The 19,529-nt window shown below is 68.1% G+C and carries 18 protein-coding genes; 13 read left to right on the plus strand and 5 right to left on the minus strand.

Annotated elements, in window-relative coordinates:
- The first annotated feature begins 17 nt into the window (after positions 1–17).
- The 7 genes from HV798_RS19635 to HV798_RS19665 all read left to right on the plus strand — a co-directional run bounded on the left by HV798_RS19635 (position 18) and on the right by HV798_RS19665 (position 8,046).
- Positions 18–524 carry a hypothetical protein gene (locus HV798_RS19635; RefSeq protein ID WP_175193484.1) on the plus strand — a complete coding sequence of 169 codons (507 nt, stop codon included), beginning with the start codon at positions 18–20 and terminating at the stop codon, positions 522–524.
- A 404-nt stretch (positions 525–928) separates the two neighbouring features.
- Positions 929–1,648 carry a response regulator transcription factor gene (locus HV798_RS19640; protein WP_175193485.1) on the plus strand — a complete coding sequence of 240 codons (720 nt, stop codon included), beginning with the start codon at positions 929–931 and terminating at the stop codon, positions 1,646–1,648.
- A gap of 22 nt (positions 1,649–1,670) precedes the next feature.
- Positions 1,671–2,546, plus strand: coding sequence for an HpcH/HpaI aldolase/citrate lyase family protein (locus tag HV798_RS19645; RefSeq protein WP_175193486.1), 876 nt, complete (start codon positions 1,671–1,673; stop codon positions 2,544–2,546).
- A gap of 243 nt (positions 2,547–2,789) precedes the next feature.
- Entirely contained in the window at positions 2,790–4,424 is a 1,635-nt protein-coding gene (locus tag HV798_RS19650) for an ATP-binding cassette domain-containing protein (RefSeq protein WP_175193487.1), read from the plus strand.
- 186 nt (positions 4,425–4,610) lie between these two features.
- A complete protein-coding gene (gene asd, locus HV798_RS19655; protein ID WP_175216491.1) occupies positions 4,611–5,480 on the plus strand; it encodes an archaetidylserine decarboxylase in 870 nt (289 codons plus the stop codon).
- Between the two features lie 115 nt (positions 5,481–5,595).
- Positions 5,596–6,789 (plus strand): alpha-hydroxy acid oxidase, encoded by a 1,194-nt coding sequence (locus HV798_RS19660; protein ID WP_175193489.1) that lies wholly within the window; start codon positions 5,596–5,598, stop codon positions 6,787–6,789.
- 60 nt (positions 6,790–6,849) lie between these two features.
- A complete protein-coding gene (locus HV798_RS19665) occupies positions 6,850–8,046 on the plus strand; it encodes a metallophosphoesterase (RefSeq protein WP_175193490.1) in 1,197 nt (398 codons plus the stop codon).
- Here HV798_RS19665 and HV798_RS19670 read toward each other — a convergent pair.
- A complete protein-coding gene (locus tag HV798_RS19670; RefSeq protein ID WP_025140804.1) occupies positions 8,007–8,465 on the minus strand; it encodes an Lrp/AsnC family transcriptional regulator in 459 nt (152 codons plus the stop codon). The two genes, HV798_RS19665 and HV798_RS19670, sit on opposite strands and share 40 nt — an antisense overlap.
- Positions 8,466–8,557: 92 nt before the next feature.
- On the opposite strand from HV798_RS19670, the gene HV798_RS19675 reads away from it, so the two are divergent.
- Entirely contained in the window at positions 8,558–9,769 is a 1,212-nt protein-coding gene (locus tag HV798_RS19675; RefSeq protein WP_246288971.1) for an MFS transporter, read from the plus strand.
- A 51-nt stretch (positions 9,770–9,820) separates the two neighbouring features.
- Here HV798_RS19675 and HV798_RS19680 read toward each other — a convergent pair whose 3' ends face one another.
- Positions 9,821–10,828 (minus strand): GGDEF domain-containing protein, encoded by a 1,008-nt coding sequence (locus HV798_RS19680; protein WP_175193491.1) that lies wholly within the window; start codon positions 10,826–10,828, stop codon positions 9,821–9,823.
- 222 nt (positions 10,829–11,050) lie between these two features.
- The gene (locus HV798_RS19685) at positions 11,051–11,878 is read right to left on the minus strand and encodes a MetQ/NlpA family ABC transporter substrate-binding protein (RefSeq protein ID WP_175193492.1); all 828 of its coding nucleotides are present in this window, start codon (positions 11,876–11,878) and stop codon (positions 11,051–11,053) included.
- A gap of 195 nt (positions 11,879–12,073) precedes the next feature.
- Between HV798_RS19685 and rocF the strand changes: the two genes are divergently transcribed.
- The 5 genes from rocF to HV798_RS19710 all read left to right on the plus strand — a co-directional run bounded on the left by rocF (position 12,074) and on the right by HV798_RS19710 (position 17,527).
- Positions 12,074–13,012 carry an arginase gene (gene rocF, locus HV798_RS19690; protein WP_175193493.1) on the plus strand — a complete coding sequence of 313 codons (939 nt, stop codon included), beginning with the start codon at positions 12,074–12,076 and terminating at the stop codon, positions 13,010–13,012.
- Between the two features lie 328 nt (positions 13,013–13,340).
- The gene (locus HV798_RS19695) at positions 13,341–14,549 is read left to right on the plus strand and encodes an ABC transporter substrate-binding protein (protein ID WP_175193494.1); all 1,209 of its coding nucleotides are present in this window, start codon (positions 13,341–13,343) and stop codon (positions 14,547–14,549) included.
- 22 nt (positions 14,550–14,571) lie between these two features.
- A complete protein-coding gene (locus HV798_RS19700; RefSeq protein WP_175193495.1) occupies positions 14,572–15,633 on the plus strand; it encodes an alcohol dehydrogenase in 1,062 nt (353 codons plus the stop codon).
- Between the two features lie 549 nt (positions 15,634–16,182).
- Complete coding sequence (locus tag HV798_RS19705) at positions 16,183–16,560, plus strand: DUF423 domain-containing protein (protein ID WP_175193496.1); 378 nt, start codon at positions 16,183–16,185, stop codon at positions 16,558–16,560.
- 58 nt (positions 16,561–16,618) lie between these two features.
- Positions 16,619–17,527, plus strand: a complete 909-nt coding sequence (locus HV798_RS19710) for a DMT family transporter (protein WP_175193497.1) — start codon at positions 16,619–16,621, stop codon at positions 17,525–17,527.
- Between the two features lie 66 nt (positions 17,528–17,593).
- Here HV798_RS19710 and HV798_RS19715 read toward each other — a convergent pair whose 3' ends face one another.
- Together HV798_RS19715 and HV798_RS19720 are read right to left on the minus strand one after the other, a co-directional pair.
- Positions 17,594–18,232: a glutathione S-transferase family protein gene (locus HV798_RS19715; RefSeq protein ID WP_175193498.1), complete on the minus strand. Its 639-nt coding sequence runs from the start codon at positions 18,230–18,232 to the stop codon at positions 17,594–17,596.
- A gap of 5 nt (positions 18,233–18,237) precedes the next feature.
- Positions 18,238–19,416, minus strand: a complete 1,179-nt coding sequence (locus HV798_RS19720; protein ID WP_175193499.1) for a PQQ-dependent sugar dehydrogenase — start codon at positions 19,414–19,416, stop codon at positions 18,238–18,240.
- Positions 19,417–19,529: the final 113 nt, after the last annotated feature.

Raw genomic sequence — 19,529 nt, forward strand, 5'->3', positions numbered from 1 at the left:
CCCTTTTCAAGTCAGGTATGGATCGTTCTCCCCTCGCCCCGCCCGCGCCGCTCGGGCACAACCGCCGCAGCATCTTCATCTACACCGAAGAACAACGGGGCAACCAGCTGGTCGAATCGATGGTCATCGGCATGCTGTCCGACGTCTCGGGCTCGGACAAGCTCGTCGTCGTGCTGGACCCGTTCAGCCAGCTCAAGTTCATCTACCGCATCGACCATGAAAGCAGCAACCTGGACGCCGCAGCGCTGACCGAGCAGGATGAATCCGCCTTCAATGGCAAGACCTCGGTGCAGATCAATTCCATGTCCTACAAATTGGGAACCGCAGAAAACGCCATGAAGCTGTTGCGCGGCAAGACCCAATGGATTCAGGACAAAGGCGCCGTACTGTCGGTGCTGCTGCAGAATGCGGCGGCGCGCAAGACGCGCTTTGCACCGCCGCGCATCGAGCGCGACCGCGTGCGCAAGGTGCCGCAAGGCGTGCCGGTGGAATACCTGTCGGACCCCGCCTTGCCGGCGGCCTGATTCGCGCGGGCGCGAACGCGCATGCCGGTCATGCCGACCCCGACGGTGCACAACTTTTTGTCGCGGTTTTTTATCCACAGTTTCTGTGGATAAAAACAACGCGCAGGCCCGGCTGGTGGCCGTTGCGACGCTGCCGCAGGGGCTGGTCATTTTTTGACCACCCACGTCGAGTCGGCCTGCATGCGTCAGGCCGCGATCCCCCCGCCGCGCTTCGCTGCGCCGCCGCAACGGCGATAATGATATTCTCCCGCGAAGCGCCCGCAGGGGATCAGCCAGATGGCGCCTCGTCCGGCCCGGCGCCCTCGCCATGCGGACCCACCCACACCAATAAGAAGCCGTAGCATGAAAGGAGCGCAAAGCGTGTTTGCCCTCGGAGCGCCTCACGTACTGACCCGCCCGGCGCCGTGACCATCATCATCGTTGACGATCACGGGGACTGGCGCGACACCATCGCCGAGTACATCCACGATCTCGGCCTGGGCGAAGCCATCCTGACCGCCGGCACGCTTTCCGAACTGGACCAACTGCTGCTCAGCGTCACCCCCGGCATCCTGGTGCTGGACGCCATGCTGCCCGACGGCGATGGCCTGGCGCGCGTGTCGCATCTACGTACCACCTATCCGTCGATGGGCATCATCATGCTCACCGGCCGCCTGCTCAGCGAAGACAAGGTTTCTGGCTTGAGCCTGGGTGCCGACCACTACCTGACCAAGCCCGTCAACCTGGCCGAGCTGGGCGCCACGCTGGTGTCGCTGTCGCGGCGCCTGCGCGTGGTGCCCGCCACCGATCCGCAAGCCCCCGCCGCCGAGACCTGGCGCTTCGATCCCGCCCGCCGCGTGCTGGTATCGCCCAAGCGCATCCAGGTCGACATCACCGATACCGAAAGCCGCCTGATCGGCGCGCTGATCCAGGCCGCGCCGCTGCCGCTGTCGCGCGGCCGCCTGGTCGAAGCGCTGGGCGCCAGCGCCGAGGCCTACGACACCCATCGGCTGGACGCCCACATGCATCGCCTGCGCCGCAAGCTGCGCGCGCAGGCCGGCGGCGACATGGGCATCCGCACCGTCTACGGCGTGGGCTATGTGTGCACCATGCCAGTGCAGATCGTCGGCAACAGCAAGCCCTGAACCTTCTTTCATTTTTCGCGCCATGTCCCTGCCTGCCCGCCCCCGCCGTTCCGTCCTCTACATGCCCGGCGCCAATGCGCGCGCCCTGGACAAGGCGCGCAGCCTGCCCGCCGACACGCTGATCCTGGACCTGGAAGACGCGGTGGCGCCCGATGCCAAGGCCATGGCGCGCGAACAGGTGGCCGCCGCCTTGCGCGCAGGCGGCTACGGCCGGCGCGAATGCGTCGTGCGCGTCAATGCGCTGGACACGCCCTGGGGCCGGGACGACGTGCGCGCCATCGCCCAGGCCGGCGCCGATGCGGTGCTGCTGCCCAAGGTGCAATCGGTGGAGCAACTGGAAGCGTTGGCGCAGGCCCTGGACGCCGCCGGCGCGCCCGCCACGCTACCACTGTGGGCCATGGCCGAAACCCCGCTGGGCTTTCTGCGGCAGGACGCCATTGCCAGCGGCCACCCACGCCTGGCGGCCATCGTGGTGGGCACGTCCGATCTCGTCAAAGACCTGCACGCCCGCCATACGCCCGACCGCCACGAGACCCTGCTGGCCCGTTCGATGGCGGTGCTGGCGGCGCGCGCCCACGGCCTGGCGGTGCTCGATGGCGTGCACCTGGACCTGGACGACGACGCGGGCCTTGCCGCCGCCTGCCGCCAGGGCCGCGACCAGGGCTTTGACGGCAAGACGCTGATCCACCCGAAGCAGATCGCCGCGGCCAACACCGCCTTTGCGCCCACCGAGGCCGAACTGGCCAGCGCCCGCAAGCGCCTGGACGCCTGGCGCGCGGCGCAAGCCGCCGGCCAGGGCGTGGCCGTGGTGGACGGCGCGCTGGTCGAAAACCTGCACGCCGCCGAGGCCGAACGCCTGCTGGCCCTGGCCGCCGCCATCGCCGCCGCCGACGCGTAAAGCGCGCGTTCGCACAGCCAGCTACAATACCGCCCACGATCGGACAGGCGCTGCCTCGTCCGCCTTTCGCGCGTGGCACGCGTGGCATCCGCCGCTCGATGGCAAGTACGGGGTCCTCCGTACGCCGCCAGCCCGTCCGGCCTGCGCCGCCCGCACGATTTCTCCAGGTTCCTTTTTTTGCGCCGCGAGCTGTGGCGGGAGCCTTGTCGCGCGCCTGTCGCGCCACCCCCAGCCCCACGATTCATGATCCGCTTCCAACAAGTTTCACTCATGCGCGGCGTCAAGCCCTTGCTCGACAAGGTCGACCTGCTGCTGAACCCCGGCGACAAGATCGGCCTGATCGGCGCCAACGGCGCCGGCAAGTCCAGCCTGTTCGGCCTGTTGCGCGGCACGCTGCACGCCGACCAGGGCGACCTGGACTACCCCGCCAGCTGGCGCATGGCCTACGTGGCGCAGGAAACGCCCGCGCTGGACCGCCCGGCCATCGAATACGCCATCGACGGCGATGTCACGCTGCGCAAGCTGGAAGCCGAACTGGCCGCGCTGGAAGCCGAACCCGAAAGCACCGAGAACGGCCTGCGCATGGCCGACATCTACGCGGCCCTGGCCGACGCCGATGCCTACACGGTGCACTCGCGCGCCGAACAGCTGTTGACGGGCCTGGGCTTCACGCAGGCGCAGATGCACCTGCCGCTGACCAGTTTTTCGGGCGGCTGGCGCATGCGCCTGAACCTGGCGCAAGCGCTGATGTGCCCGTCCGACCTGCTGCTGCTGGACGAACCCACCAACCACTTGGACCTGGACGCCATCATCTGGCTGGAAGACTGGCTCAAGCGCTACCCGGGCACGCTGATCGTGATTTCGCACGATCGCGATTTCCTGGACGGCGTGGTCAACGTCATCGTGCACATCGACGAGCGCAAGCTCAAGCGCTACTCGGGCAACTACTCGTCGTTCGAACGCCAGCGCGCCGCGCAACTGGAACTGGCCCAGGGCATGATGGAAAAGCAGATGCGCCAGCGCTCGCACCTGCAATCGTTCATCGACCGCTTCAAGGCCCAGGCCAGCAAGGCGCGCCAGGCGCAGAGCCGCATCAAGGCGCTGGCCCGCATGGAAGAAGTGGCGCCGCTGCGCGCGGCCGCGGAATTCTCGTTCGAGTTCCGCGAACCGCTGCGCGCACCCAATCCGCTGTTGACCATGGACAAGGTCAGCGCCGGCTACCGCAACACCGACGAAGACAGCGGCGCGGTGTCCGACAAGATCATCGTGTCGGGCATCAATTTTTCGCTGCAGGCGGGCCAGCGCATCGGCCTGCTCGGGATCAACGGCGCGGGCAAGTCGACCTTCATCAAGACCATCGCGGGCGACCTCCAATCGCTGGCGGGCGACACGCAATTCAACAAGGGCCTGTCGATCGGCTACTTCGCCCAGCACCAGGTCGAGATGCTGCGCCATGATGAATCGCCGCTGTGGCACATGACCAAGATCGCGCCCACCGTGCGCGAACAGGAACTGCGCAATTTCCTGGGCAGCTTCAACTTCAACGGCAACATGGCCACCAGCTCGATCGCGCCGTTCTCCGGCGGCGAAAAAGCCCGCCTGGCGCTGGCGCTGATCGTCTGGCAGCGCCCCAACCTGCTGCTGCTGGACGAGCCCACCAACCACCTGGACCTGGAAACCCGCGAAGCGCTGACCACCGCGCTGGCGCAGTTCGAAGGCACGCTGGTACTGGTGTCGCACGATCGCCACCTGCTGCGCGCCACCACCGACCAGTTCATCATCGTGGCCGATGGCCGCGTGAGCCCGTTCGACGGCGACCTGGACGACTACAAGGAATGGCTCTACAAGACCAAGCTGGCGGCGAAGGCCGCGGCCTGATACGCCATGCCGATCGGGCGGTTCGAGGGGCCGCGCAGCCCCTGCCCGATGGGCGATCCATTCGCGGTTTAACGCGTTACAATCCCGCCGATTGCACGCGCGCGCGGTGATAGCTGCCGCAGATTGCGCGCGACAACCTCCACCCACGTCCCGCTGTCCGCGGGACGCGTTTTTTAGCGCTCGTAGATGCCGATCAAAGACAAAATCTTCCTTGCCAGCCAGTATCTTGCGCCGCATCACCTGGTGTCGCGCTTCTTCGGCGTCGCCTCCGATTGCCGGGAACCCGCGGTCAAGAACTGGATGATCTCGCGCTTTGTCCGCAAGTACGGCGTGGACATGCGCGAGGCCGAACAGGAAGACGCGCTGGCCTACGATTGCTTCAACGACTTCTTCACCCGCGCGCTCAAGCCCGACGCACGGCCGCTGGACGACGAACCCGGCGGCGTGCTGTGCCCCGCGGACGGCGCCATCAGCCAGATGGGCGCCATCGAGCATGGCCGCATCTTCCAGGCCAAGGGCCACAGCTACGGCCTGGCCGACCTGCTGGGCGGCGATACGGATCGCGCCGCGCCGTTCCAGGGCGGCGAGTTCGCCACCATCTACCTGTCGCCCAAGGACTACCACCGCGTGCACATGCCGGTGGCCGGCACGCTGCGCGAAATGATCCACGTGCCGGGCCGGCTGTTCTCGGTCAACCCGCTCACCGCGCGCAACGTGCCGCGCCTGTTCGCGCGCAACGAACGCGTGGTCTGCATCTTCGACACCGAACACGGCCCGATGGCCGTGGTGCTGGTCGGCGCCATGATCGTGGCGTCCATCGAAACCGTGTGGGCGGGCCTGGTCACGCCGTACAAGCGCCGCGTCAAGGCCGTGCGCTACGACGATGCCGCACGCGCGCCGATCCACCTGGAAAAAGGCGCCGAGATGGGCCGCTTCAAGCTGGGCTCGACCGCCATCGTGCTGTTCGGCCCGGGCAAGGTGCGCTGGGCCGACACGCCGTCGGTGCGCGGCCCGGTGCGCATGGGTGAACTGCTGGCGCTGCCGGTGCAGCGTTGAAAGTACGGGGTTAAGCCAAGTACTTCAATAAAAGCGAAATAGGTATTCCATATTTATTCGCTTTATACGATATAGGCGGGTCGGTAGATTGGGGGGTTTCAGCCGCCCCTTTGCCATGGCCACCCTGCCCGCCTCGTCCGATACGCCCGCTCGCCTTTCCCGCGCCCTGTCGCGCATGCTGTCGCTGGACGACTTCGAGGCCGCCGCGCGCCGCCGCCTGCCGCGCCCCATCTTCGGCTACGTGGCCGGCGCGGCCGAAGACAATCAGTCTTTGCACGCCAACCGGCACGACTTCGGCCGCTATGCCTTCCAGCCGCGCGTACTGGTGGACGTCTCGGGCCGCAGCCAGCACACCGAACTGTTCGGCCGCCGCTACGAATCGCCGTTCGGCATCGCCCCCATGGGCATCAGCGCGCTGTCGGCCTATCGCGGCGACATCGTGCAGGCCCGCGCCGCGCGCGAACAGGGCATTCCCGCCATTCTGAGCGGCACCGCGCTGATCGCGCTGGAAGACGTGATCCGCGAAGCGCCCGGCACCTGGTTCCAGGCCTATCTGCCCGGCGACCCCGCGCGCATCGACGCGCTGGTGGCGCGCGCGGCCCAGGCCGGCTACGAAACGCTGGTACTGACCGTGGACATTCCGGTGTCCGCCAACCGCGAGAACAACGTGCGCACCGGCTTTTCGACGCCGCTCAAGCCCAGCCTGCGCCTGGCCTGGGACGGCCTGACGCACCCGCGCTGGCTGGCCGGCACCTTCCTGCGCACGCTGCTCAACCACGGCATGCCGCATTTCGAGAATTCGTTCGCCACGCGCGGCGCGCCCATCGTGTCGGCCTCGGTGCTACGCGACTTCAGCGCGCGCGACCACCTGAACTGGGAACACGTGGCGCGCATCCGGCGCCAATGGCAGGGCACGCTGATCATCAAAGGCATCCTGCACCCCGCCGATGCCCGCCTGGCGCGGCAGCACGGCGCCGACGGCATCATCGTGTCGAACCATGGCGGACGCCAGCTGGACGGCGCCATCTCGCCGCTGCGCGCGTTGCCTGGCGTAGTGGATGCGGCGGGCGACATGCCCGTGATGATGGACAGCGGCGTGCGCCGCGGCGGCGACGTGCTCAAGGCGCTGGCGCTGGGCGCGCGTTTCGTGTTCGTGGGTCGCCCCTTCAACTATGCCGCCGCGGTCGGCGGCCAGGCGGGCGTGTCCCATGCCATCGGCCTCTTGCGCGCCGAGGTCGACCGCAACATGGCCATACTGGGCGTGAACCGGCTGAGCGAGGTCGGGCCCGACCTGCTGGTGCCAGCATAGAATGGCAGTTCCTCTGCTATTCGCGGGCCGGCTGCCTGGCCGGCCCGCGCCCCACCGCCCGTGTCCCTACGCCAATCGTCATTCTTCCTGCGCTTTCTGACCCTGGGCGCCCTTGCCCACGTGTATGTCGGCGCCCGCCTCATCCCCGATGCCGGATTCGCCGGTGCGGGCGCCGCCACCGCCATCCTGCTGCTGATCCTGTCGTGCATCCTGATCCCGCTGGGCATGCTGGGGCGCTCGTCGGTGCATCCGCCTTGGGGCGACCGCATCGCCTGGGTCGGGCTGATTGCCATGGGGCTGTTTTCGTCACTGTTCGTGCTGACGGTGCTGCGCGACGTGCTGCTGCTGGCCGCCTGGCTGATCGACCTGGCCACGGGCGTTGCCCTGCCCTGGATCGACCTGCGGCGGATAAGCGCACTGGCAGTAGCCGCGCTGGCGCTGGCCGCCACGCTGGTCGGCTTCTACAACGCCCGCCGGCGCGCCCAGGTCGTGACGGTGGACGTACCCATCGAAGGCCTGCCGGCCGACCTGGACGGCTTCACCATCGTGCAGATCAGCGACATCCACGTCGGCCCGACCATCAAGAAACGCTACGTGCAGGCCATCGTCGACGCGGTGAACGCCGAAACGCCCGACGTCATCGCCATCACGGGCGACGTGGTGGACGGCAGCGTCGAGCAACTGGCCGCGCAGGCCAGCCCGCTGGCGCAGCTGCGCGCCCCCTTCGGCGTGTACCTGGTGACCGGCAACCATGAATATTATTCAGGCGCCACGCCCTGGGTGGCGGAATTTCGCCGCATGGGCCTGCGGGTGCTGATGAACGAACACGCCGTGATCCACCCCGCCGGCCTGCCGGTGGTGGTGGCGGGCGTGACCGACTACAGCGCCGGCGCCTTCGACCCGCAGCAGCGCAGCAACCCCAAGGCCGCGCTGGCCGGCGCCCCGGCCGATGCCCTGCCCAAGATCCTGCTGGCGCACCAGCCGCGCAGCGCGGCCGCGGCCGAGCCGCTGGGCTACACGCTGCAGCTGTCCGGCCACACACATGGCGGCCAGTTCTTTCCGTGGGGCTTTTTCGTGCGGTTCCAGCAGCCGTTCACGGCCGGCCTGCACCGCCAGGGCAGGATGTGGGTCTACACCAGCCGCGGCACCGGCTACTGGGGCCCGCCCAAGCGCCTGGGCGCACCGTCGGAAATCACGCGCCTGCGGCTGCGGCGGGCTCAGTCCGCGTCGTCCGGCAGCGGCCCTCGTTCCAGATAGCTGGTCAGCGCGATGTCGCTGGTGGTGTTGGTGATGCCGTCGATCTGGTGAATGCGCGCCAACAGCGCCTCAAGCGCCTGGGTGTCGCGCACCCGCACCTTCAGCAGCATCGCGCTCTTGCCCGTGATGGTGTGGATCTCTTCCACCTCGGTCAGCTCGGCCAGCCCCAGCACCTGCTGGGTGATGCTCCAGTTGTTGGTATCGACGTGCACAAACGCCAGCAGCGGGCGGCCGATGCGCGCGCCATCCAGCTTGGCGGCGATGCCCTTGATCAGGCCGTCGCGCTTCAAGCGCTTGACGCGCTCGTGCACGGCGGGCGCCGACAGGTTCAGTTGCTTGCCCAGATCGGCATAGCTCGGCGAGGCGTCATCGGCCAGCAGCGTTAATAGTTTTCGGTCGCGGTCGTCGAGATCGGGCATTGGAATCGGGTTCTGCCTAACGGCATTCGAACTTTGATGAGATAAGGGATTATCGGTGTTAACCCTTATTTTATTCCAATAAAATTCCGCGGATGCTGAATCGCAACGCTCCCCGCAACACCCCTCGCAAGGCTCCCCTGCCCGCCGCCATTCCCGCCCTGATGTTCGCCGTCAGCGTGGTGGGTTCGAACGGCCTGGCGTTGAGCCCGATTCTGTCCGACGTGGCGCGCTCGTTCGGCAGCACGCCGCTGACGGTCAGCACCGCCATTTCGGCCTACGGCGCGGCCACGGCGGCCAGCGCCTTCCTGCTGGCCGCCCGCATCGACCGCTGGGGCATCCGCCGCGCGCTGCTGGGCGCCATGATCGCGCTGATCGCCGCCCTGCTGCTGTCGGCCTGCGCGCCCCACTGGATCGTGCTGACCGCGGCGCAGGCCCTGGCCGGCGCCGCGGCGGGCGTGATCCTGCCGGCCGCGTATGGTTCGGCCTCGCTGGTCGCCGCGCCCGGCCAGGAGACCCGCGCGCTGGGCCGCGTCATCTCGGGCTGGTCGGTGTCGCTGGTGGCGGGCGTGCCGCTGTCGGCCTTGATTTCGGATGCCGTGGGCTGGCGCGCCACCTACGCGGTGCTGGCGCTGTGCGCCGCCGTGGCGCTCGCGGGCCTGTACAGACTGCCCGAACGCCGCAGCGCCCACCCTGCGCCGCTGCGCCTGATGCGTTTGCTGGCGCCGCTGTCGTACCGCGACGTGCCGGTGCTGCTGCTGGGTTGCCTCGCGTTCTCGTCCGCGTTCTACGGCGTCTACGCCTTCCTGGCGGACCACGTGCGCACCCTGCTGGGCCTGTCGGCGGGCCAGGTGGGCTTCATCGCCTTTGCCTACGGCGCGGGCTTTCTGTTCGCGGGCCTGGTTGGCGCGCCGCTGATCGAACGGCTGGGGCCGCGCCGCGCATTGCCGCTGGCGCTGGCCGCGATTGCGCTGGTGTACCTGGGCCTTCTGCCCGCTGCGCACGCGCTGGCCGCCGTGCTGGCCATTGCGGTGCTGTGGGGCGCCGCGTCGCAACTGAGCCTGAACCTGCTGGTACTGCTGCTGTCGCGCGCCCGCCCCGACGAACGCGGCGCGGTGCTGGGCCTGAACACCTGCACGACCTACCTGGGCGCCAGCGTCGGCACCGCAGTGGCCGGCACGCTGTATACGCATGCGGGCTTTGACACCCTGGGCCTGGCGGCCGCCGGCGCCGTGGCCCTGGCCGCGCTGGCGCTGCATTGGCGCCTGAATGGCCGCCGCGCGGCGGGCAGCCGGGCCACGGCCTGATTCCCCTATCGGCCCGCGCGCAACCCCCTCTTGCGCCCTGGCCGCCGACGTCTAATCCGGCAACACTACCGCGCAATCGCGCCCGGCCCGCTTGGCCCGGTACATCGCCTGGTCGGCGCGCCGCAGCACGTCCGACATGCTGGCATCCGTGGCCAAAAAACGCGTGATGCCGCCGCTGGCCGACAGCACCACCGCATGGCCGTCGACACTGGCCGGATGCTGGCGCAGCCCCGCGCGCAAGCGGTCGCACACCGCCAGCGCGACGTCCGCGTCGGCATCGGCCAGCAGCACCAGGAATTCCTCGCCGCCCAACCGCCCCACCGCGTCGCCTTCGCGCAGGCAGCCTTGCAGCTGGCTGCAAAAATGGCGCAGCGCGGCGTCGCCGCCCAGGTGGCCGTAGCGGTCGTTGACTTGCTTGAAATAGTCCAGGTCCAGCATCAACGCGGTGTGGCGCGCGCCTTGCCGCGCGGCTTCCAGCATGGCCTGCAGGCGCAGCAGGATCTCCGCGCGAGTCCAGCAGCCGGTCAGGTCGTCCACCTTGGCCAGGCGCGCCAGCGCGGCCTCGTTGCGGCGGTTCTCGGTCATGTCCATGCCGATATTCACCACGCTGCCATCCGGCAAGCGCACGTTGGACCACAGCACGGACAGCCGTTCGCCGGTGCGCGCCAGGGGCTGCCATTCACGGAACGATTGGTCGGGCGTGGGGCCCACGCTCTGCACCACGCGGGCGCGGGTTTCGGGATCGGGATAGAACAGCGCCAGCGGTTCGGGGTAGCTGTTGATTTCGTCGCGGGTCCAGCCGAAGCGGCGCACGCAGGCCTCATTCCACAGCACGCACTGGCCGCGCCCGTCAAAGGCATTGATCAGCACGGGTGCGTTCTGGAACAGGGCTTCGTAGCGCGCCACCACCTCGCGCAAGCGCTGCAGTTCCGCAGCCTGGGCGTCATCCGCGTGCCGCGCCTGGGCATCGGCCGGCGGCGGGTCCGCAGCCTGCGGACGGCCTGCCTCGGCGCGCGGCTGCGGCGAAATCAAAGCGTCATTCGATGAAACGAGTCGCATGGGTTCGCAGTCGGGAAAGGCGGCGCGCACTGGCCGCGTTGGCATCCCGCGCCGTCTCGGACGCAGGGCGGCAAAGCGCGGCAAGTATACGTTTCAATCTGCAACTCAAATGCCAAGAATCGTCAAGACGCCCCCTGCCCCTGCGGCCTGCCAAGCCCTACTGCGCGGTCACGAGCAGCGCTGCCGTCGACTGCCACGCCAGCACGCCCTGCCCGCCAGCCCCTACCAGGGAAACGCGATCAGGTCGCCATACAGGCTGCGCAGCTTGGCCTTGACCTCGGCCGACTGCTGGTAGATGGCGATGAACTTCAACAGGCGCGGGTCTTCTGCGCGGTCAGGACGAGCCACCCAGCGGATGGCGTAGCGGCGCACGTTGGCGGGGTCCTTGTTGTCGAACGCCAGGCCGTCCTTTTCATCCAGGCCGGCCTGCTTGGCAAACGTGGTGTAGGTGACCGAGGCCGTCACGTCGTCGAACGTGCGCGCCGATTGCGAGCCTTCGATCTGCACGAATTTCAGGCGCTTGGGGTTGTCGGTCACGTCCTGCAGCGTGGCCTGGTGCGCCACGCCCGGCTTGAGCTTGATGAGGCCGATGGATTCCAGCAGCAGCAAGGCGCGGCCCGTATTCACCGGGTCGTTGGGCACCGCGATGGTGGCACCGTCGGGCAGCGGTTCGCCCTTCTTGAGCTTCTTGGAGAACAGGCCGATGGTCGTCGAATAGCCGTACGCGATGGGCTTGAGATTGGCGCCGCGGCGCGCGTTGAACAGCTCCAGGAAAGGCTCGTGCTGAAAGAAGTTGGCGTCCACCGAGCCGTCGGCCACCGCAATGTTGGGCAGCACCCAGTCATTGAATTCCACCAGTTGCACTTCCAGGCCCGCCTTGCGCGCCTCGGCGATGGCCAGCTCGGTGGCGGCATTGGCCACGCTGGCGATCACGCCGATGCGCAGCGGCTTGTCGGCGGCCTGGGCCGGCGCCAGGGCGGTCAGCCCGGCCAGGGCCAGCGCGGCCACGGCGCGGCGCGCCAAAGTCAGGAACAGGGATTGCTGGAACATGAAGTCGTCCGAAAAAAGATCGGGCACCCGCCCGGGGATCGATGCGGGTCTCGGCGCTATTGTGCCGCAGCCCCGCCGCGCCACCGGCAAAGGCCCGGCCATCGCCATGGCAATGTCTACACGCAGCGGCGCTACACTCGACGGCACCGCCGCCCACCCTGGGCGCCCCTGACCCCAGCTTCACGGAGCCAGACCTTGCAGAACACCCCCGCTTTGCCCACCCACGTCACCCTCATCGGCGCCCCCACCGACATCGGCGCGGGCGCGCGCGGCGCCTCGATGGGCCCCGAAGCGCTGCGCGTGGCCGGCATCGGGCCGGTCATCGAAGCCCAGGGCTTTACCGTCACCGACCAGGGCAACCTGTACGGCCCGGCCAACCCCTGGCAACCGCCCGTGGACGGCTACCGCCACCTGGCCGAGGTCACCGCCTGGAACCAGGCCGTGCACGACGCCATGTACGCCGCGCTGGCCCAGGGCCACCTGCCCATCCTGCTGGGCGGCGATCATTGCCTGGGCATCGGCTCGATCAGCGCCGTGGCGCGCCACTGCCGCGCCGCCGGCAAGAAACTGCGCGTGCTGTGGCTGGACGCCCACACCGACTTCAACACCAACACGCTCACGCCCACCGGCAACATCCACGGCATGCCGGTGGCCTGCCTGTGCGGCCACGGCCCCGCGGAAATCACCGGCATGTCCGGCCAGACGCCCGACATCGATCCGTCGTGGGTACGCCAGATCGGCATCCGCAGCGTCGACGACGGCGAAAAGCGCCTGGTGCACCAGGCCGGCCTGGAAGTGTTCGACATGCGCTACCTGGACGAAATGGGCATGCGCGCCACCATGCAGGCCGCGCTGGCCGGGCTGGACGACGACACCCACCTGCACGTCAGCTTCGACGTCGACTTTCTCGACCCCGAGATCGCGCCCGGCGTGGGCACCACCGTCATGGGCGGGCCGACCTACCGCGAAGCGCAGCTGTGCATGGAAATGATCGCCGACACCGGTCTCATGCGCTCGCTGGACGTGGTGGAACTGAACCCCGCCTTCGACGTGCGCAACAAGACGGCCGACCTGGCCGTGGACCTGATCGAAAGCCTGTTCGGCAAATCGACGCTGGTGCGGCGCGGCACCTGATCCCCCGTGCTCAAGGGCGGGCGGCGCGGCCCGCCAGCCCTTGAAGACAGCCGTCGCGCAAGGCTTCCGCCCGCCACATCCTCCCCCCGCCTTCCTTTCTTTGGCCTGCCGTGTTCTCCGCCCGGCAAGCGGCCCGCGCACGCCCCCACCTAGGCAATCCACCCATTGACCTTTCACATATGAAAATTTAACTTCTTGCACAGGAATTTTTATTCCTTAACAAGCAAACAAATTCAGCCGGCTGGAGCACCGGCGCGCTGCCGTCGTATTCGCGTCAATTCCAACAATGCACACGCCGGTTCGCCGAGCGGACCGTGGAGACAGACAGATGCGTATCAACCCCTTGTGGGCGGCCGCGGCCGCCTTGCTCGCCACCTGCGCCGCGCAGGCCCAAAGCGATGTCGCCCGGCTGGGCGTCTCCAACGACCGGTCCGGCATCTATTCCGACCTGGGCGGCCTGGGCTCGGAAATGGCCGTGCGCATGGCCGTCGAAGACTTCGGCGGCAAGGCGGCCGGCAAGACCGTGGAGGTCATCGGCGCCGACAACCAGAACAAGGCCGACGTGGCCTCGGCGCTGGTGCGGCGCTGGTTCGACACCCAGGGGCTGGTCGCCGTCGTGGACGGCGGCGCCAGCTCGGCCGGCCTGGCCGCGCAAGGCGTGGCGCGCGAAAAAGGCGGCACCGCCCTCATCAGCGGCGGCTTCGCGGGCGACTTCAGCGGCAAGCAATGCAGCCCCCTCAGCACCCAATGGGCGCCCGACACCTACGCCCTGGCCAACGCGGTGGTCAAAAGCGTCGTCGACAGCGGCGGCAAGTCCTGGTACTTCATCACCACCGACTACGTCTTCGGCAAATCGCTCGAAGCCAACGCCAGCCGCTTCGTCGAGGCTGCCGGCGGCAAGGTCGTCGGCAGCACGCGCCACCCGCTGGGCGCCATGGACTTCGCCTCGTTCCTGGTGCAGGCGCAATCCTCCAAGGCCGACGTCGTCGGCCTGGCCAGCGCGGGCGGCGACCTGGTCAACCTCATCAAGCAAGCCCAGGAATTCGGCCTGACCGGCGGCAAACAGCGCCTCTTGACCTTCCTGACCTTCATCAACGATGTGCAAGCCATGGGCCTGCCCGTCGCCCAGGGCCTGACCTTTCCCACCGGTTTCTATTGGGACGCCGACGACGACACCCGCGAATGGACCCGCCGCTGGCAAAAGAAAATGGGCGTCACCCGCCCGCCCTCCATCGTGCAGGCCCTGAGCTACGTCGCCACCACCCACTACCTGCAAGCCGCGCAGGCCGCCGGCACCTTCGACGGCGCCGCCGTCAACCAGAAGATGCGCGAGTTGCCCATCACCACCAAACTGATCAAGAATGCCCATATCCGCCCCGAAGACGGACGCGTCATCATGGATCTGTATCTGGTCGAAGTGAAAAAGCCGGCCGACTCCAAATACCCCGGCGACTTCTACCGCATCCTGTCCACGGTGCCCGGCGACAACGTGTTCGTGTCGCTGGCCGACAGCGAATGCCCCCTGGTCAAAAAATAAGCCCATCCCACGAGGAGACATCATGAAGTGCTATTGCGTCGTCAACTTCCGCGAGCCCCTGCAGGAAATGGACCCGCCCACCCCCGCGCCGCAAGGCACGCAGGTGCTGCTCAAGGTCCGCGCCGCGGGCGTCTGCCATAGCGATATTCACTTGTGGGAAGGCGGCTACGACCTCGGCCAGGGCCGTACCCTGTCGCTGAAAGACCGCGGCGTCACCCTGCCGCTCACCATGGGCCACGAAACCGTCGGCAGCATCGTCGCCGCCGGCCCCGACGCCCAGGGCGCCGCCCCGGGCGGCAACTACCTCGTCTACCCCTGGATCGGCTGCGGCGCCTGCGCCACCTGCCTCGCGGGCCAGGAAAACCACTGCACCGCCCCCGCCTGCCTGGGCGTACACCGCGCCGGCGGCTACGCCGACCACATCCTGGTGCCGCATCCGCGCTACCTCATCGACATCGGCGACCTCGACCCCGCCCAGATCGCCCCCTACGCCTGCTCCGGCCTCACCACCTACTCCGCCCTGAAGAAAATCGGCGAAGCCATCTACCGCGAACACCCCGTCGTCATCTTCGGCGCTGGCGGCCTGGGCCTCATGAGCCTCACCCTCATCAAGGCCCTGGGCGGCAAAGGCGGCATCATCGTCGACATCGACCCCGCCAAACGCCAGGCCGCCCTCAAAGCCGGCGCCCTCGCCGCCATCGACGGCGCCGCCCCCGACGCCGCCCAGCAAATCCTCAAGGCCGCCGGCGGCAAACCCCTGCAAGCCGCCATCGACCTCGTCGGCGCCCCCGCCACCACCTCGCTCGCCTTCGACTTCCTCACCAAGGGCGGCAAACTCATCATCGTCGGCCTCTTCGGCGGCGCCTCGTCCTGGCCCATCGCCCTCATCCCCATGAAGGCCCTCTCCATCATCGGCAGCTACGTCGGCAACCTCGCCGAACTACGCGAACTGATGACCCTGGTCCGCACCGGCAAAGTCCCCCCCATGCCCGTCCACCGCCACCCCCTGAAAGACGCCGACACCGTCCTGGCCTCGCTACGCGCCGGCAAGGTCGTAGGCCGCGCCGTCCTCACGGTGGACTAACTCCCCTCAAACCGCCGCGGCAAATTCGCCGCGGCACCTTCACCAATCAGCTCCACTGCCAAAGAGAAGCCGACAAGACGCACGCTAGCCGCCAATCGAGCACAGCATCAAGCGCACCAAGAAGCACACCCCTCCCACTCGCTCCCCACCCGCGCGCAGCGCACACGGCCCCGACGCCCCACAATGCGTAAGCTTCGTAAGGCCGCCCGCGCGGCCGGCACGAAGCGGGCCCCGCACCCCTCGCCCACCCCACTCGGTCTAGCTCCGCCACGCACCCAGACACTCGTAGTCCGTCGGGCGGCGTGTCTCGGTGGCGGGCAACCTCGATGCGCCCGAGGGAATCGGAAGGGAGCCGAAGGCGGACGACGATGACGAAGGGGAAGTCCGGAGCGAAGGCTCCGGACCGCAATCGTGGGCGCCCGCCACCGAGACACGCCGCCCGACGGACGACCTACGAAGCACTCCCCAACGCAAGCCCAAAAAAAACAAACAACATTTCCGCCTATCATAGGAACCCAAAGCCCAGCCCCCCAGAAAAAAGGAAAAAGCATGACAGACCGCCAGCTAACCGTCCTAGCGGCCCTGAACCTGCTGGTAGCCGTAGGTGCCGGCGCATTCGGCGCCCATGGCCTGAAGCGCCTGGTCACCCCCGAGCTGCTCTCCGTCTGGCAAACCGGCGTGCTATATCACCTCATCCACGGCCTCGGCCTCTTCATCATCGCCCTGCTCGGCGCCCGCTACGGCTCCCCCCTGCTGTCCGCCGCCGGCATCGTCATGTTCATCGGCATCGTCCTGTTTTCAGGTAGCCTCTACACCTTGACCCTCACCGGCACCCACTGGCTCGGCGCCATCACCCCCCTGGGCGGCGCCGCCTTCCTTGCCGCCTGGGCCATGGTCGCCCTGGCCGCCTATCGCGCCCAAAGCTGATTCACCTGCCCCGCATCACCCCAGGCGGTTGCAACACCGCCGCCCCCGCTGAACCCCGATGTCTTCCACCACCGTCTTTCCCGCCACCCGCAATCACTCCGCCGCCGCCGGCATCGCCTGCGTCATCGGCGGCATCTTCTTCCTGACGCTCAGCGACGCCAACGCCAAATGGCTCGGCACGAACTACAACCCGCTGCAGATCCTGTTCCTGCGCGCTCTCATCGCGCTGCCCTTCGTCACCGCGCTCGCCATCGGCCTGGGCGGACGCCGCGTACTGCGTACCGCGCACCCCGGCCTGCACCTCACGCGGGGCGCCATCAACGTCGTCTCGGCCTGTTGCTTCTACCTGGGGTTGCGCGCCCTGCCGCTGGCCGAGGCCACCGCCATCGCCTTTGCCGCGCCCCTGTTCGTCACCGCCTTGTCGGTGCTGATCCTGAAAGAACGCGTCGACGCCAAGCGCTGGCTGGCCGTGCTGGCCGGCTTTGCCGGCGTGCTCATCATCGTGCGTCCCGGCACCGACGCCTTCCAGGCGGCCACCCTGCTGCCGCTGACCACCGCGCTGCTCTACGCCGTCATGATGATCACCGCGCGCGGCATCAGCCATGGCGAGGGCATGCTCACCACCACCTTCTACATCGTCGCGGGGCAATTGGTGTGCAGCGCCGTCGGGCTGCCGTGGGTGTGGCACACGCCGGCTCTGGCCGACCTGCCGTACTTCGCTGCCGTGGCGCTCTTCAGCACGCTGGGCCTGGCGCTCATCACGCAGGGCTTTCGCATCGCGCCCGCGTCCGTCGTGGCGCCCTTCGACTACACCGGATTGATCTGGGCCACGCTGCTGGGCTGGATCTTCTGGCGCGAAGCGCCTGATGCCTACGCCTACCTGGGCGCGTTGTTCATCGCCGGCAGCGGCGTGTACATCGCGCTGCGCGAAGCCCATGGCTCGCGCAAGCGCCGCACCAAGGCGTAGCGCAAAACCGCGCGATCAATGAAATACCGGCAGCGGCGCGGACCGCCGCTGCCGAACGCCGAAACGCTACTCCGTCAACGGCGGGAAATTGCGCGCCAGCACCCGCGCCACGTTCGGCTCCTGCGCCGCCTGACGCGCCACCGCGCTCAGGGCCGGGCAATTCGCCTCGAACCAGGCGCGGCCCGGACGCCAGTGCGTCATCACCGTCACGTACAGGTCCAGCGCCGAAAAGCGGCGGCCCAGCATGTGCGGCGTGCCGGCCTGGCGTTCCAGTTCCAGCCACAGCTCGGCCCGCCGCATATGGATGCGCTCGCGCAGCAGATCGGCTGGCGCGCCCGGCGTGGTCCATTGCGCAGGGTCATCGCCGAATGTGAAGGTTGGGTAGACCGCCGCCACCAGCCGCACCAGCAGGTTCAGGAAATGCGCGCGCTCCGGCTTGCTGGCCTCGGGTGCCAGGCCCGCCTGCGGCGCCACGTCGTGCAGGTGCAGCACCATTGCCGCGCTTTCCGTCATCACCTCGCCATCAGGCGTGATCAGCGTAGGCACCTGGCCCAGCGGATTCAGGTGCAGCAGCCGGTCGCGCTCGGCCCCCGGCTTCAGGTAGGGCACGTCCGTCAGCGTGTGCGGCACATTGGCCAGCGCCAACGCCGCCTCGACCACTGCCGAACCGCAGCCCGGCGAACCGATCAATTCATAGGTCTTCATGGCGATCACCCTCCCGTAGGCGCCGGGGCCAACCGCAGCAGCTGGCCCGGCGACGCATCCGTCAGCACATACACATAGCCGTCCGGCCCTTGGCGCACATCGCGGATGCGCGCCTTGCGGTCGACCAGCAACTGTTCTTCGGCCACCACCTTGTCGCCATCCAGCGTCAGGCGGATCAGGTTCTGGTTCGCCAGCGCGCCGATGAAGAGCGAATGGCGCCAGGCCGGAAAGCGGTCGGCGTTGTAGAACGCCATGCCGCTGATGGCCGGCGACTTGGCCCACCAGTACAGCGGCGGCTCCATGCCCGGCAGCGTCTCGCCTTTGGCCTCGGGGATCGGTTGGCCCGAATAATTGATGCCGTAGGTTGCCAGCGGCCAGCCGTAATTCTTGCCCGGCTGCACCAGGTTTATTTCATCGCCGCCGCGCGGCCCGTGTTCGTGTTCCCAGAGCGCGCCGGTCCAGGGGTTCAGCGCCATGCCCTGCGGATTGCGATGGCCGTACGACCAGATCTCGGGCCGCGCGCCGGCCTGGCCCACGAAGGGGTTGTCGGCCGGCACCGAGCCGTCCACCTTCAGGCGCACCACCTTGCCTTGCAGCTTGTCCAGGTCTTGCGCGGTCGGGCGCTGGTTGTTCTCGCCCAGCGAAATGAACAGATAGCCCTTGCCGTCGAACACCAGGCGCGAACCGAAATGCTGGCCCTCGGACAGTTTCGGTTCCTGGCGGAACAGCACCTTGAAGTCTTGCAGTCCGCTGCCATCGGCGGCCAGCTTGCCGCGGCCTACCGCGGTGCCGCTGCGCTTGCCGTCGGACTCGGCATACGACAGATACACATAACGGTCTTGTGCGAAATCCGGCGACAGCGCCACATCCAGCAGCCCGCCCTGGCCCTGCGCGGCCACCTTGGGCACGCCCGTCAGGGGCTTGGACAGGCCGCCCGGCGTGCGCAGCAGCCGCAGCTGGCCAGAGCGTTCGGTGATCAGCATTCCGCCTTCGGGCAGGAACGCCATCGACCAGGGGCTGGACAATCCGCCCACCACGACGGTGACCTGCGCGGCCACGGCGGGGGGTTGATCGGGACTTTTGACAGGCGTGGCCCAGGTGCTTGCCGCGAAGCACGCGGAACCCGCCAGGGCAAAGGTGAAAGTGGACAAGGCGCGACGAGTCGCGGATAGGCGTTGCGGCATGGACGTCTCCGGCGGCTGTGTGGGGTGCAGCGGTACGCAACGGCGCGTGGCGGTGGCGTACCATAGGCGCAAAGAGCGGCGGCTTCCGCTCTTTCTCCAAGGAGTCAACCTTA

Source organism: Achromobacter deleyi (assembly GCF_902859705.1).
Classification (GTDB): domain Bacteria; phylum Pseudomonadota; class Gammaproteobacteria; order Burkholderiales; family Burkholderiaceae_B; genus Achromobacter; species Achromobacter deleyi.